We start from the raw sequence: 14,400 nt of genomic DNA, 5'->3' as shown, positions 1-14,400 counted from the left end.
GGCGGCTGCGCAGGGGTGCGGCGGGGGTGGACGCGGAGGGGCGCGCGGGGGTGCGAGGGGTGGACGCCGGGGGCCGGGCGGTGACCGCGAGAGAGGTTTCACGTACGCGGAAAGTGCCCGGTTCAGGAGAAAACCCGACGCGCCACGAACGAGTGAACGTGTACGCCTCTCACGCCCCGCTTTCCGTCAGTTCTCCGGGCAATCCTCACACGATCGGATGAACGTGGGGCGAAGGGCGTGATGGGGCGTTCGCCGCCCGTTACATTCGCGCCGTTCCACGAGGGCTGCTTTCGGGCCCGGAAGGCAGGAGACCGCACAGCTGATGACGGACCGAACCCCTCAGCGCACCCCCAACCGACAGCTCGCCGCGCTCATCGCGGAGGCGGGGTTCTCCAACGCGGGGCTCGCCCGGCGAGTGGACCAGCTCGGCCTGGAACACGGGCTCGACCTGAGATACGACAAGACCTCCGTGACGCGCTGGCTGCGCGGCCAGCAACCGCGCGGCACGACACCCGCGCTCATCGCCGAGGTCTTCACCCGCCGCCTCGGCCGCAGACTCAGCGCCCAGGACCTCGGTCTCGACGCCTGCGCGCCCGTCTACGCGGGACTCGAATTCGCCGGGACGCCCGAGGAGGCCGTCGACATCGTCGGCGGCCTGTGGCGCAAGGACTCGGGGAGCCACGCCGAACTCCGCAAGATCGCCTTCACCCCCGCCGGCCTCGTCGTGCCGAGCCGTGACTGGCTCATCGGCCGGGCCGACGAACGCGTGGGGCGGCTCGCGGACGACCGCGTGGGCCGTACGGAGCGCGCCGAACGGCCGGGGCGGGCGGAGACCGCCGGTCGCGCGGAGACCAGGGAGGGAGCGGAGAGCGCGGAGATCCCACGGCAGGAACCGGTCGCCGTCGGCGCGCCCGGCGTCCCCGCGCAACCGACGGGCGTCGCGGGACGGGTCCCGCAGCAGGCCAGGCCGGGAGCCCTGCGCGGCCCCGCGCCCGCGGCGGGCGCGTCCTGGGGGCGCTCGGGGAGCGAACGCGGGCCCGGCCAGAAGGTCACGAGCGGCGACATCGCCGCGCTGCGCTCCGTCGCCGACCTCTTCCGCTCCCTCGACCACGCCTACGGTGGTGGCCACGCCCGGCAGGCCCTCGTCCGCTACCTGGAGCACGAGGCCGAGCCGATGCTGCGCGGCGTCTACGGCGAGCAGACGGGGCGCCGGCTCTTCGCCGCGGCGGCCGACCTCACGAGGCTCGCCGGCTGGACCTCGTACGACATCGCCGCGCACGGACTCGCGCAGCGCTACTTCGTCCAGGCCCTGCGCCTCTCGCAGGCCGCCGACGACCGCGTCTACGGCGCGTACGTGCTCATCACGATGAGCCGCCAGGCCGTCTATCTCGGTCACGGCAGGGAGGCGGTGCAGCTCGCGCGGGTCGCCCAGCAGGGGGTCGGTTCCGCGGTGCCGCCCGCCGTACAGGCGCTCCTGCACGCGGCCGAGGCGCGCGGGCACGGGATGCTGAGCGAGACGCGGTCCTGCACGGCCTCGCTCGTACGTGCCGAGCGCGCGCTCGAAGCGGCCCGCCCGGGCGACGAGGTGCCCGGCTGGGCCCGCTTCTTCGACGAGGCCCAGCTCGCCGACGAATTCGGCCACTGCTACCGCGACCTCCAGCAGTACCGGGCGGCGGCGCAGCACGCCGAACGCTCCCTGCAACTGCGCGCGAGCGGCTACGCCCGCAGCCGCCTCTTCTGCCGCGTCGTTCTCGCCACGGCCCGTCTCGGCCTGGGCGACCTCGACGCGGCGTGCGCCCACGGCGCGGAGGCGGCGCAGGCGGCGGGTGAGATGCGCTCGGTCCGGGCGGTCGAGTACGTACGCGACTTCGAGCGCCGCCTGGAGCCGTACCGTGACGCGGGGCCGGTGCGGGGGTACAGGGACCGGGTCGCGGCGTACCAGTAGGGGTGGGGGAGGGGAGGGCGAGAGGGGCGGGGGAGACGGAGGAGGGTGAAGGCGAGGGGGAAGGGGGCGGAGAGGGGCGTGGGTGGCTGAAAGCGGTCTGTGGACAACTCGGGGGTCGCGCGGAAAACGCTCACCGGATCGGGTGAGGGGCGTGATGGGTTTCGCGGAGTTGTCCACAGATTTTGGGAGGTGGTCGGGGGGAGGGGGCGATTTGCGGAAGACTTGTATACGGGGAGCCCCCCCCGGGAGGGAGGGGGCTGTCCGCAGGGCCTCGCCACACCTCGCACCCCCTCCACCGCTCAAGCCCCCTCAAGCCTTCCTCAAGCCCCCCTCAAGCCCCCCTCCCCCCTCAAGCCGCCACCACCTCCGGCACCCCTCGCGGCGGATACGCCGGTGCGCGGCCGATGTCGCGGAGGAGGGCGTGGGCCGCGCGGCGGCCCGAGCTGAGGGCGCCCTGGACCGAGCCGGTGTCGCGGTGGTCGCCGCACACATAGAGGCCGTCCAGGACACGGACCACGCGGCGCGGGTCGTGCGGCGGGGCCATCGCGGGGACCGCCTCCGCGTCGTGGTGCACGGCGAGGAGGTCCCAGTCCCCGGTCGGTACGCCGTACAGCGCCGCGAGGTGCGCCCGTACGGAGGCGTCCAGACCGGCCGGCGGCCGCCCGGGAACCGTCGAGGAGACGAGCGTGCGCCCGGCCGGGGCGCGGCCCGGGTCGACGGCGCTCAGCACCGCCGTGTGCGAGACCGGGCCCGAGCGGTCGCCGTCCAGGACGAGCGAGGAGCCCGTGGCGGGCGGGAACGGCGCGCTGTGGTGGAAGACCGTCACCTCGTGGAAGCGCGGCACGCGCAGGCCCGGCAGCAGCTCCGCCGCGTCCCGGGCACCCGTGGCCACGAGCAGCGCGCGGCAGCCGAGTTCACCGTGCTCCTTCGTCGTCACCGCGGACGTCGATGCCGCGGTGACATGCACGCCCGTCCGGATCGTCCCGGGCGGCAGCGTCGCGGCGAGCCGTTCCGCGAGCGCCCCCGAACCGCCCTCGGGCACGCACAGCCGCCCCCGCGCGAAATCGCGCAGCGCGAAGTCCGCGACGCGCGAGGACGTGGACAGCTCCGGATCGAGCAGCAGCGCCGTGAGCAGCGGGCGCAGGAACGTCTGCGCGGTACGGCGCGGCAGTCCCTGCGCCGCGAGCGCCTCGGCCGCCGTGCGCTCCTCGCGTCCGGTCAGCCGGGCGTCGTCGGCGTGCGCGAGCCGGGCGAGGACGGCGGAGAGCCGGGCCTGGTCGAGGGCGCGGACCCCCGCGCCGTACGGACGGGGGGCGCTCGCGAGGGCGCGTGCCGCTGTCAGTGCGCCCCTGGTGCGCCTGCCATCGCCGATACGGTGCAGCCGCCCCGCGCTGTGCACGAGCGCGCCCGGGGCGAAGGGACGCAGCACGAGCCCTTCGAGGCCCGGCGTGCGGCGCAGTTCGGGGTGCGCTGTGCTCAGCAGCCGGCCCACCCGGTCCAGCCGGAAACCGTCCACCTCCTCGGTCGCCATCCGGCCGCCGACGCGCGGTCCGGCCTCCAGGACGGAGACCGTCACTCCCGCACTGACCAGGTGGTGCGCCGCCGAGAGGCCCGCCACTCCGGCTCCGACGATGATCACATCCGCTTGCTGTGCCGTATCGAACACGGCCCCTCCCTCGGGGTCGGGCGTCTGCCGCTGGGGCGTGTGCCCCGAACAGCCCGCGCTATGAGCCCAGTTCCTCGTCGAGCCTAGGAGCGGCGGCAGGGGCGGGGGAGCGCTCGTGCGGGGGCGCGGGGTGGCACGGGGTGGCTCGGTACGGGGCACGGAGGGCCGCACGGCGGAGGTACAGGGCAAGGCGGGCCCGCCCGGCCCCGAATCCCCGCCGCGATCAGCCCCGCAGCGCCGCCGCACACCCCCCGCCGCGCACCCCGCCGTACCGCCCCACCGCGTCCCCCCCCGCCCGGTCTCACGCCCCAGCCGCCCGCCCCCTCACCCCGTACCGCCCCCCTCACCCCCGTACTGCCCCCCTCACCCCCGTACCGCCGCCGCGATCGCCTCGTCCGCGAGCGGGAAGGCGAAGCGGAAGCCGGAGTCGATGAGGCGGCGGGGGAGGACGCGCTGGCTGCCGAGTACGTCGCCCGCGAACTCGCCGAGCGCGAGACGCAGCGCCGCGGCGGGGACGGGGAAGGGCGTGGGGCGGCGCAGAACGCGGCCCATCGCCGCCGTGATCTCGCGGTTGATCACGGGCTCGGGCGCGGTGAGGTTGAACGGGCCTTCGAGTGCGGGCGTGTCGATGAGGTGGCGCAGTGCCGCGACGTGGTCGTGCAGCGCGATGAAGCTCCAGAACTGCCGCCCGTCCCCGAGCCGCCCCCCGAGCCCCGCCTTGAAGAGCGGGAAGAGCCGCCCCCACGCCCCGCCCTCGCGCGAGACCACGAGCCCCGTGCGCGCGAACACCGTCCGCACCCCCGCCTCCGCGGCGGCCCCCGCCGCCTCCTCCCACTCCACGCACACACCCGGCAGGAAGCCCTCGCCCGGACCCGCGCTCTCGTCCACGGCACGCGCGCCCGTGTCCCCGTAGTAGCCGATCGCGCTGCCGCACACGAAGACCTCGGGCCGCTGGTCGAGCGAGGCGACCGCGTCGGCGAGCGCCGCGGTGCCGAGCACCCGGCTGTCGCGGATGGCCCGCTTGTACGCCTCGGTCCAGCGGTGGTCGCCGATGCCCGCGCCCGCGAGGTTCACGACCGTGTCGCAGCCCGCGAGGGCCGCCGTGTCCACCTCCTGCCGCTCCGGGTCCCAGCGCGCCTCGTCCTCGGCCCGTGCCTCACGCCGTACGAGCCGCACCACCGCGTGCCCGTCGGCGCGCAGCGAGCGGGCGAGCGCGCCGCCGATGAGCCCGGAGGCCCCCGCGATGGCCACCCGCCGCCGCGCGGGACCCTCGCGTACCGCCGCCTCGTCCTCGCCGAAGTTCAAGCCTGCCGCCGCGCCCGTCTCGTCCTCGTGCCCGTGCTCGTCCATGCGGTCATCGTGCCCCGCCCCGGCGGGAAAATGGCGTGAGCGGTGAGTGGCAGGGGTGCAGGATGACCCCATGACGACCGAACAGCCCATAGCCGCCCCCGCCGGGCCGCCCGCGCGACAGCCGGAAGGACCGCCCGCCGGACAGGCCGCATCCCCCGTGGCCCAGCCGCCCGCCGCCGGGAGCGCCCCCCTCGTCCGCCCCGCCCGGGCCGATGACGAGGCCGCGCTCGCCGCTCTCGACGCCGCCACCTGGTCCACGCTCCACGCCGTCACCCCGCGCCCCGTCCCCCCGCTCCCGCCCTTCTTCCGCGCGGGGCGCGGCCCCGAGGCCCACCTCGTCGCCGAAGTCCCCGAGAGCCCCGGCCGCCCGGTCGGCTACCTGCGCCTCCTCCCTTCCACCCCCCTGGCCTCGAACGCCCACGTCCGCGCCGTCCAGGGCCTCGCCGTCGATCCGGCGGTACGGGGCAGGGGCGTCGCCCGCGCCCTGCTCCGCGCCGCCGTCGCCCGCTGCCGCGCCGAAGGCGCCCGCCGCCTCACGCTCCGCGTGCTCGGCCACAACACGCCCGCGCGCCGCCTCTACGAGAGCGAGGGCTTCGCGGTCGAGGGCGTCCTGCCCGGCGAGATGTACCTCGACGGCGACTACGTGGACGATGTCCTCATGGGCCTGCGGGTACACCCCGAGGAGTGACGCGGGAGCCACCCGGCGTGCGGCGCGGGCGGTGCCGTACGAGGGTGGGAGCCGCGCCCGTACGTGCAGGGAGCCGCGCCCGTACGAAGGCGGTCAGGACCGAGAGCGGGCCCGGAGGGAGCACACCCGATGCAGGGGCCGGAGCCCGACAACACGAGCGGTGGCGAGAACCGGCCCTGGCGGGTCGCGGTCGCCGCGCGCGCGGTGCTGCGCCGCCAGGACCGTGCCGAGGACCCACTGCGCGTGGCACGCCCTCCCAGCTGGCTGCGATGGCTCCCCATCTACCTTCTCTTCGCGCTCGCCGTGGTCCAGGGGATCGTCGGGCGCAGGTTCGAACTCGGTTTCCTCATCGGCGCGATCCCGCCGCTCGCCGCACTCACCTACAAAGCCTTCGGCACCGCCGTCTTCGGCGGCATCGTGCTGGTCCTGCTGTGGGTGCCCGCGATCCGGCTGGGGCACGCGGGCGACTCGGACCTCGTCACTGTCGCCTTCGTCGCGGTGCTCAGTGTCGTCATCGCGTGGGCGCGGCGGCGCAGGGACGAACAGCTCGTGACCGTCCGCACGGTCGCGCAGGCCGCTCAGTTCGCCGTGCTGCCCCCGCTGCCGCCGCGCGTCGGGCCCGTACGCTGCGCGGGCCTGTACCGGGCCGCGCAGCACGGCACGCTCGTCGGCGGTGACCTCTTCGACGTGCGCGAAGGCCCCTACGGGGTGCGCGCGCTCGTCGGCGACGTGCAGGGGCACGGGCTCCAGGCCGTCGGTACGGTCGCCGCGCTGCTCGGCGCCTTCCGCGAGGCCGTGCTCGACCAGGAACGCCTCACGGGCGTGGCGGGACAGCTCGACCGCAGGCTCAGCGTCGACGCCGAGGACGTCGTCGCCGCGGGCCGCGTCGAAGGAGACCAGGACGCCGTCTCGGAACTCTTCGCGACCGCCGTGCTCCTCGAATTCCCGCCGGACTCCACGGAGGTGCGGATCGTCTCCTGCGGCCACCCGCCTCCGCTCCTCATCCACACGGGCGGCGCCCGTGAACTCCCCGTCATCGCGGGCCCGCCGCTCGGCCTCGGCGTCCCTGCCGAGGGCTACCGCACGCTGACGGTGCCGCTGCGGACGGGGGAGTGGCTCTTCGCGTACACCGACGGAGTGACCGAGACCCGCGACCGCACCGGCACCTTCTACCCGCTCACCGAGCGCGCCGCCGCGCTGCGCACGGACGACCCGATCGCCTTCACCGACACCCTCTGGACCGACCTGCGCGCCTACGCGCGCGGCGACATCACGGACGACGTCGCGATGCTCGTCTTCGCCCCTGACCCGCCGGACCTCCCCGACCCGGTGGTGGGACCGGAGGGCGGGGCCTCGTAGGCGCGGAACGCGGTACGCGCGGGACGTACGCACAGCTCAGCCCCGCGCCGCAGACGGCTCAGCCCCCGCGCCGTACATGGCTCAGCCCCGGTACGCCGCTGTACGTGGCTCAGCCCCAGTACGCCGCCGTACGTTGCTCAACCCCGGCACGCCGCCGTACGTGGCTCAGCCCCCGTACCGCTCCCACAGTCGCGGGTACCGCGTCGCCAGCTCGTCCTCGTCGTCGAGCGGGAACGGTGTCCCCTCGGGGACCTCCGGCTCGGGCGGCAGGCCGAGCGCGGGGAGCGGGGCACCCGTGAGCTGCTCGAAGGCGTCCTCGGCCGCCTCGCCCAGCTCGCCCGCGTCCCCGTCGATCTCCTCGTCGAAGTCAGGGAGCAGGTCGGCGAGCGAGTCGGCGTCGGCGAGCGCGCCCTCGAAGACGGTCCTGCCCTGCGCGATGAGCCAGCAGCGGAAGTAGTCGAAGCTCTCCTCGTCCGCCCCCTCGGGCGCCGCGAGCAGCACCCCGGCCGCGCCCCACAGCTCCCACGTCCAGGCCCTGCGGAAGCGCACCGTGAAATGACGGGCGAAGTCCGCGACCGACTCGGGGTCGAGCTGGAGCAGCCGGTCGACGACCACGTCGGCCTGCTCCTCCGGATCGCCGTCCGCCGCCTCGCGCGCGGAGTCGATGAGCTCCCAGAACTGCGTCTCGTCCATCACCAGCACAGCATCCGCCCTCGCCGCGCCCCGCGCACGCCGGGCCGTGCGGGAACGTGCGTTCTGCCGCGCACGCGAGGGTGCGGACGGCGGGAAACGGGTACGGGGCCACGGGGCCGGGCGCGGGGCCGCTTCCCGTTCAGGCCAGCTCCGCCAGGCCGCTCAACGGGTTCAGCGCGAGCGCCCCGAAGACGGCGCCCTGCGGATCGCTCAGCACCGTGAAGCGGCCCGAGGCGATGGTGCGCGGCGGGACGAGGACGCCGCCGCCCGCCTTGGCGCAGCGTGCGGCCGTCGCGTCGCAGTCCGCCGTCGCCACGTACACCATCCAGTGCGGCGGCACCTGCGGCGGGAAGGAGTCGTTCATGCGCAGGAGGCCGCCGAAGGGCTCGTCGTCGACGGTCCACATGCGGTAGCCGTGGTCGTCGGGGCTCGTCGTCGCCCAGCCGAGCACCGTCGCGTAGAAGTCGCTCGGCACGCCCGTGTCGCGGCTCGCCAGCTCGAACCAGCAGAATCCGCCGATCGCGTTGACGACTCCGAAACCGGGGTGCGCGCGCCGCTGCCACAGCCCGAAGACCGCGCCCGCGGGGTCCGCGCACACCGCGTACCTGCCCTGGTCGAGCATGTCGGCCGGCCCCGCGGTCACCGTGCCGCCCGCGCCCTCGACGCGGGCGGTCACCGCGTCCACGCCCTCCGTCTGGAAGTACGGCAGCCAGGCCGCCGGGCGATCGGGGCGCGCGGTCGGCGCGAAGCCGCCCACGGTGCGGCCGTCGTCGAGCGCGAAGAGCCCGTACCCCTGGGTGTCCCTGCCCGGCAGCTCCGTGGCCTCCCAGCCGAGCACCGACCGGTAGAAGCGGCACGCCGCCGCGGTGTCGGGCGTCGTCAGATCGGCCCAGCAGGGCGCCGAAGGCACGTTTGCGATCTTCATGGACCGTGCTCCCGCTCCGCTCGGTGACACGGGCGGCGGCGCGGTGCGCGGGCGCCCGGGGACGAGTCCATTCACGCACGGGCGGAGGAAGCGGGCAAAAGGGCGGACACGGGTACGGGGACGGGCGCGACCCGAGGGCCGCGCCCGTCCCCGTACCACCGACGCGTCGGTGTACCGGCTCAGAGGCCGTAGCGCTCGCGGGCCTCCTTGACGGTGGCCGGCTTGACCAGGCCGCGGCGGGCGAGCTGGGCGAGCGTCGCGACGACGACGGACTCGGCGTCGACACCGAAGTAGCGGCGGGCCGCGTCACGCGTGTCGGAGATGCCGAAGCCGTCCGCGCCGAGCGAGGTCCAGTCCTGCTCGACCCACTGCGCGATCTGGTCGGGGACCTGGCGCATGTAGTCGCTCACCGCGACGACCGGGCCCGGCGCACCCGAGAGGGCGCGCGTCACGTACGGGACCCGCTCCTCGCCGCGCAGGAGCGCCTCGTCGGCCTCCATCGCGTCCCGGCGCAGCTCGCCCCACGAGGTCGCCGACCACACATCGGCGGCGACGCCCCACTCCTCGGCGAGCAGCCGCTGCGCCTTGAGCACCCAGTGGATCGCGGTGCCGGAGGCGAGGAGCTGGGCCCGGGGGGCCTTCTCGCCGAGGCTCAGACCGGCGGTCTCGGCCGTGTTGAAGCGGTAGAGGCCCTTGAGGATGCCCTCCTCGACGCCCTCGGGCTTCGCCGGCTGCGGCATCGGCTCGTTGTAGACGGTCAGGTAGTAGAAGACGTTCGGGTCCTCGTCGGGGCGCGCCTCGCCGTACATCCGGCGCAGACCGTCCTTGACGATCGCCGCGATCTCGTAGGCGAAGGCCGGGTCGTACGTGAGCGCCGCCGGGTTCGTCGCCGCGATCGCGGGGGAGTGGCCGTCCGCGTGCTGGAGGCCCTCGCCCGTCAGGGTCGTACGGCCCGCGGTGGCGCCGACGAGGAAGCCGCGGCCGAGCTGGTCGCCGAGCTGCCACATCTGGTCGCCCGTGCGCTGCCAGCCGAACATCGAGTAGAAGATGTAGAAGGGGATCATCTGCTCGCCGTGCGTCGCGTACGACGTCGCCGCGGCGATGAAGTCCGCCATCGAACCGGCCTCGGTGATGCCCTCGTTGAGGATCTGGCCGTTCTTCGCCTCGCGGTAGTACATGAGCTGGTCGCGGTCGACCGGCTCGTACGTCTGGCCCTTGGGCGAGTAGATCCCGAGGGAAGGGAAGAGCGATTCCATACCGAAGGTGCGGGCCTCGTCGGGCACGATCGGGACCCAGCGCTTGCCGGTCTCCTTGTCGCGGATGAGGTCCTTCAGGAGCCGTACGAGGGCCATCGTGGTCGCGACCGGCTGCGTGCCCGAGCCCTTGTCGAAGGCGGCGAACGCCTTGTCGGCCGGGGCGGGCAGCGGCGCGAGCGGCTGGGTGCGGCGGGCCGGGGCCAGACCGCCGAGTGCCGCGCGGCGCTCGTGCAGGTAGCGGACCTCGGGCGAGTCGGCGCCGGGGTGGCCGTAGGGCACCTGGCCGTCGACGAAGGCGGAGTCGGGGATCGGCAGCCCGAGCAGGTCGCGCATGTCCTTGAACTCGTCCACCGTGAGTTTCTTCATCTGGTGGTTGGCGTTCTTGGACTCGAAGCCCTTGCCGAGCGTGAAGCCCTTGACGGTCTGCGCCAGGATCACCGTCGGCTGTCCCTTGTGGGCGAGCGCGGCACGGTAGGCGGCGTAGACCTTGCGGGGCTCGTGGCCGCCGCGGGAGGTCTTGAAACACTCCAGGATCTTGTCGTCGCTCAGCAGCTTGCCCAGCTCGGCGAGGGCCGGCTCGGCGCCGAAGAAGTGCTCGCGGATGTAGCTGACGTCGCGCGTCTGGTACGTCTGGAACTGCGCGTCGGGTACCTCGCGCAGGCGGCGTACGAGCGCGCCCGTCGCGTCGAGCCGGAACAGCTCGTCCCAGGCGGTGCCCCACAGCGTCTTGACGACGTTCCAGCCGGCGCCGCGGAACTCGGCCTCCAGCTCCTGCACGACCTTGAAGTTCGCGCGGACCGGGCCGTCGAGGCGCTGGAGGTTGCAGTTGATGACGAAGGTCAGATTGTCGAGGCCCTCGCGGGCCGCGAGCGTGAGGGCGGCCGTCGACTCGGGCTCGTCCATCTCGCCGTCGCCGAGGAAGGCCCACACGTGGGCGTTCGAGAGGTCCTTGATGCCGCGGCTGGTCAGGTAGCGGTTGAAGCGCGCCTGGTAGATCGCGGAGAGCGGGCCGAGGCCCATCGACACCGTGGGGAACTCCCACAGCCACGGCAGGCGGCGCGGGTGCGGGTAGGACGGCAGGCCCTTGCCGCCGGCCTCCTGCCGGAAGTTGTCGAGGTTCTCCTCGGTGAGACGGCCGTCGAGGAAGGCGCGGGCGTAGATGCCGGGCGAGGCGTGACCCTGGACGTAGATCTGGTCGCCGGAGCCGTCGCGCTCCTTGCCGTGGAAGAAGTGGTTGAAGCCGGTCTCGTAGAGCCACGCGGCCGAGGCGAAGGTCGCGATGTGACCGCCGACGCCGTGCTTCGAGCCGCGCGTCACCATCGCGGCCGCGTTCCAGCGGTTCCACGCGGTGATGCGGGACTCCATCTCCGGGTCGCCGTCGATCTCGGGCTCGGCGGCGGTGGGGATGGTGTTGACGTAGTCGCTCTCAAGGAGCTGGGGCAGCGGGAGACCGTTGCCCTCGGCGCGTTCCAGCGTGCGGCGCATCAGGTACGCGGCACGGTGCGGCCCGGCCGCCTCGGTCACGGCGTCCAGGGACGCCTGCCATTCGGCGGTCTCCTCGGGGTCGCGGTCCGGGAGCTGGTCGAGCTCGCTGCGCTGGATGCGGGTGGGGTCGGTCATGTCGCCGCCTTCCGTGTCGAAGGGGGGTGTTAGCCCTGTGGAGGCAGGACAGGGCGCGGGACTCGGTGGAGTCCGTCGTCGACTGTAAGCCGCTGATCGATGATCGATCAAAGGCTCGGAGGGAAAAAATTGCCCGGAACGGGAAATTGGCATCCAGTGCCCGTCGAATCGGCACCGAGTGTCGCTTGACCTGGGGTGATTTGCCGGACTCGCCGCTCGGGTGGGGGCGTGCGCCGCTCACGTGAGCCCCGCCCTCACGCCCTCGGCGCGCACCCCAGCACATGCGCCTTCACCAGCGGCCCGATGTGCGGGTCCCGCGCCCTGAAGGCCCGCACGAGCTGCTCGTGCTCCTCCGCGTACGACTGCTGACGCGTCCCCAGCCAGCGGATGGACAGGGCCGTGAAGACCTCGATGCCGAGGCCCTCCCACGTGTGCAGCAGCACCGCGTTCCCCGCCGCTTCCACCAGGGCCCGGTGGAAGGCGACCGTGTGCCTGACCTGTCCCGTGCCGTCCGAGGCGTTGTCGGCCTCGTACAAAGCCGTCACGTGGGGTTCCAGGGCCGAGCAGTCGGTCGCGAGGCGCTCGGCGGCCAGTTCCGCCGCGATCTGTTCGAGTCCCGCCCGTACCGGATAGGACTCCTCCAGGTCGGCCGCCGTGATGTTGCGCACCCGGACGCCCTTGTTCGGCGCCGACTCGATGAGCCGCAGGCTCTCCAGTTCGCGCAGCGCTTCCCGTACCGGCGTCTGCGAGACCTCCAGCTCGACGGCGATGCGCCGCTCCACGATCCGCTCGCCCGGCTTCCACCGCCCGCTCACGATCCCTTCCACGATGTGCTCGCGGATCTGGTCACGCAGCGAATGGACGACGGGCGCGGTCATGGGGACTCCTACGACTCCTTCGACAGGGTGTCGATACGAACCATACGGCGGCGCCCCCGCCCGGACATGGTCCGGACGGGGGCGCCGTGGGTGAGGAACCTTACAGAAAGCGGCCGTGCGCCACCCTCCGTGCTCTCCGGACCGGTGCGGTATGCACCGGTCCGTGCGGGAAGGTCACAGCCCCAGCTCGACCTCGAACTCGCCGGCCTCCAGGATCGCCTTGACGGTCCCGAGGTAGCGGGCGGCGTCGGCGCCGTCCACCAGGCGGTGGTCGTAGGAGAGCGACAGGTACGTCATGTCGCGCACGCCGATGACGGTGCCCTCGGCGGTCTCGATGACGGCAGGGCGCTTGACGGTCGCGCCGATACCGAGGATCGCCACCTGGTTCGGCGGAACGATCACGGTGTCGAAGAGCGCGCCGCGCGAACCCGTGTTGCTGATCGTGAAGGTCGCACCCGACATGTCGTCGGGGGTCAGGCCACCACCGCGCGCCTTGCCCGCGATCTCCGCGGTCTTCTTGGCGATCCCGGCGATGTTCAGGTCGCCCGCACCCTTGATGACCGGGGTCATCAGGCCCTTCTCGGCGTCCACGGCGATGCCGATGTTCTCCGAGTCGAAGTACGTGACGGTGCCCTCGTCCTCGTTGAGGCGGGCGTTGACGACCGGGTGGGCCTTGAGCGCCTGCGCCGCCGCCTTCACGTAGAAGGGCATCGGCGAGAGCTTGACGCCCTCACGCGCCGCGAAGGCGTCCTTGGCCTGCGCGCGCAGCTTCATGAGCCGCGTCACGTCGACCTCGACGACCGTGGTGAGCTGCGCCTGCGAGTGCAGGGCCTTCATCATGTTGTCGCCGATGACCTTGCGCATGCGCGTCAGCTTGACGGTCTGGCCGCGCAGCGGAGAGACCTCCAGCTTCGGCGCCTGCTTGCCCGCCGGGGCGGCGGGGGCCGCCGCGGCCGGAGCGGCCGGTGCCTGGGCCTTGGCGGCCTCGGCGGCGGCGAGCACGTCCTGCTTGCGGATACGGCCACCGACACCGGAGCCCTTGACCGCGGAGAGGTCCACGCCCTGCTCCTGCGCGAGCTTGCGCACGAGCGGCGTCACGTAGGCACCCTCGTCGCTCGCCGAAGCGGCGGAAGCGGGAGCCTGCGCGGCGGCCGGCCGCGGGGCCGGGGCAGGAGCCGGAGCGGCGGCCGGGGCGGGCTGCGCGGGGGCAGGCGCCGGGGCCGGAGCCGGAGCAGGGGCGGGCTGCGGGGCCTGAGCCGGAGCCGGGGCGGCCTGCTGCGGCGCGGGCGCCGGGGCAGGGGCCGCGGCCGGAGCGGGCTGCGCGGGGGCGGAGGCGGCGGCCGGGGCGGCACCGGGCTGACCGATGACGGCGAGCTTCGCACCGACCTCGGCGGTCTCGTCCTCGGCGACGGTGATCTCCAGGAGAACACCCGCGGTGGGCGAGGGGATCTCGGTGTCGACCTTGTCGGTCGAGACCTCAAGGAGCGGCTCGTCGGCCTCGACCGAGTCGCCGACCTCCTTGAGCCAGCGCGTGACGGTGCCCTCGGTGACGCTCTCGCCGAGCGCCGGGAGGACCACGTCGGTGCCCTCGGCCGAACCGGAGCCTGCGGCGGCCTCGGCGGTCGGGGCGGGGGCGGGCGCGGCGGCCTCGGTGGAGGGCGCGGCCTGCGCGGGCTGCTGCGGCTCGGCGGCCGGGGCGGCCTCCTGCGCCGGGGCCTCGGCCGGGGCGCCGGAGCCGTCGTCGATGAGCGCCAGCTCGGCGCCCACCTCGACGGTCTCGTCCTCGGCGACCTTGATCGAGGAGAGGATGCCGGCGGCGGGCGAGGGGATCTCGGTGTCGACCTTGTCGGTCGAGACCTCCAGCAGCGGCTCGTCGGCCTCGACGCGCTCGCCCTCGGCCTTCAGCCAACGGGTGACAGTGCCCTCGGTGACGCTCTCGCCGAGCGCCGGAAGGGTGACGGAAACCGGCATGGTTCCAGTTGCTCCTTACGAAAGTGGAAAAAGTCCGTGATCCCGAGGG

10 protein-coding genes are annotated in these 14,400 nt (G+C 73.9%); 3 read left to right on the top strand and 7 right to left on the bottom strand.

Going from position 1 to position 14,400, the window contains the following annotated elements; all coding sequences use genetic code 11:
* Nucleotides 1-322: 322 nt before the first annotated feature.
* Entirely contained in the window at nucleotides 323-1,945 is a 1,623-nt protein-coding gene (locus ACQYWQ_RS06890; RefSeq protein WP_431033022.1) for a regulator, read from the top strand.
* A gap of 349 nt (nucleotides 1,946-2,294) precedes the next feature.
* Here ACQYWQ_RS06890 and ACQYWQ_RS06885 read toward each other — a convergent pair whose 3' ends face one another.
* A complete protein-coding gene (locus ACQYWQ_RS06885) occupies nucleotides 2,295-3,611 on the bottom strand; it encodes an NAD(P)/FAD-dependent oxidoreductase (RefSeq protein ID WP_431033020.1) in 1,317 nt (438 codons plus the stop codon).
* Between the two features lie 363 nt (nucleotides 3,612-3,974).
* Nucleotides 3,975-4,961 carry a TIGR01777 family oxidoreductase gene (locus ACQYWQ_RS06880; protein ID WP_431033019.1) on the bottom strand — a complete coding sequence of 329 codons (987 nt, stop codon included), beginning with the start codon at nucleotides 4,959-4,961 and terminating at the stop codon, nucleotides 3,975-3,977.
* A gap of 70 nt (nucleotides 4,962-5,031) precedes the next feature.
* On the opposite strand from ACQYWQ_RS06880, the gene ACQYWQ_RS06875 reads away from it, so the two are divergent.
* A complete protein-coding gene (locus ACQYWQ_RS06875; RefSeq protein WP_431033018.1) occupies nucleotides 5,032-5,649 on the top strand; it encodes a GNAT family N-acetyltransferase in 618 nt (205 codons plus the stop codon).
* Nucleotides 5,650-5,778: 129 nt separating this feature from the next.
* On the top strand, nucleotides 5,779-7,008 hold the full coding sequence (locus ACQYWQ_RS06870; protein ID WP_431033017.1) for a PP2C family protein-serine/threonine phosphatase: 1,230 nt from the start codon (nucleotides 5,779-5,781) through the stop codon (nucleotides 7,006-7,008).
* Between the two features lie 165 nt (nucleotides 7,009-7,173).
* Here the strand turns inward: ACQYWQ_RS06870 and ACQYWQ_RS06865 are convergent, their stop codons facing one another.
* From ACQYWQ_RS06865 to sucB, 5 genes are all read right to left on the bottom strand, one after another.
* On the bottom strand, nucleotides 7,174-7,701 hold the full coding sequence (locus ACQYWQ_RS06865) for a DUF4240 domain-containing protein (RefSeq protein WP_431039085.1): 528 nt from the start codon (nucleotides 7,699-7,701) through the stop codon (nucleotides 7,174-7,176).
* A 139-nt stretch (nucleotides 7,702-7,840) separates the two neighbouring features.
* Nucleotides 7,841-8,626, bottom strand: coding sequence for a VOC family protein (locus ACQYWQ_RS06860; protein ID WP_431033016.1), 786 nt, complete (start codon nucleotides 8,624-8,626; stop codon nucleotides 7,841-7,843).
* 179 nt (nucleotides 8,627-8,805) lie between these two features.
* A complete protein-coding gene (gene aceE, locus ACQYWQ_RS06855) occupies nucleotides 8,806-11,502 on the bottom strand; it encodes a pyruvate dehydrogenase (acetyl-transferring), homodimeric type (protein WP_431033015.1) in 2,697 nt (898 codons plus the stop codon).
* 254 nt (nucleotides 11,503-11,756) lie between these two features.
* Entirely contained in the window at nucleotides 11,757-12,380 is a 624-nt protein-coding gene (locus tag ACQYWQ_RS06850) for a GntR family transcriptional regulator (protein ID WP_431033014.1), read from the bottom strand.
* A 174-nt stretch (nucleotides 12,381-12,554) separates the two neighbouring features.
* Nucleotides 12,555-14,351 carry a 2-oxoglutarate dehydrogenase, E2 component, dihydrolipoamide succinyltransferase gene (gene sucB / locus ACQYWQ_RS06845; protein WP_431033013.1) on the bottom strand — a complete coding sequence of 599 codons (1,797 nt, stop codon included), beginning with the start codon at nucleotides 14,349-14,351 and terminating at the stop codon, nucleotides 12,555-12,557.
* Nucleotides 14,352-14,400: the final 49 nt, after the last annotated feature.

This window comes from Streptomyces sp. P6-2-1 (genome assembly GCF_050613165.1).
Classification (GTDB): Bacteria; Actinomycetota; Actinomycetes; order Streptomycetales; family Streptomycetaceae; genus Streptomyces.
Note: the sequence above shows the minus strand (reverse complement) of the source record. Positions and strands in the feature narration are given on the sequence as shown.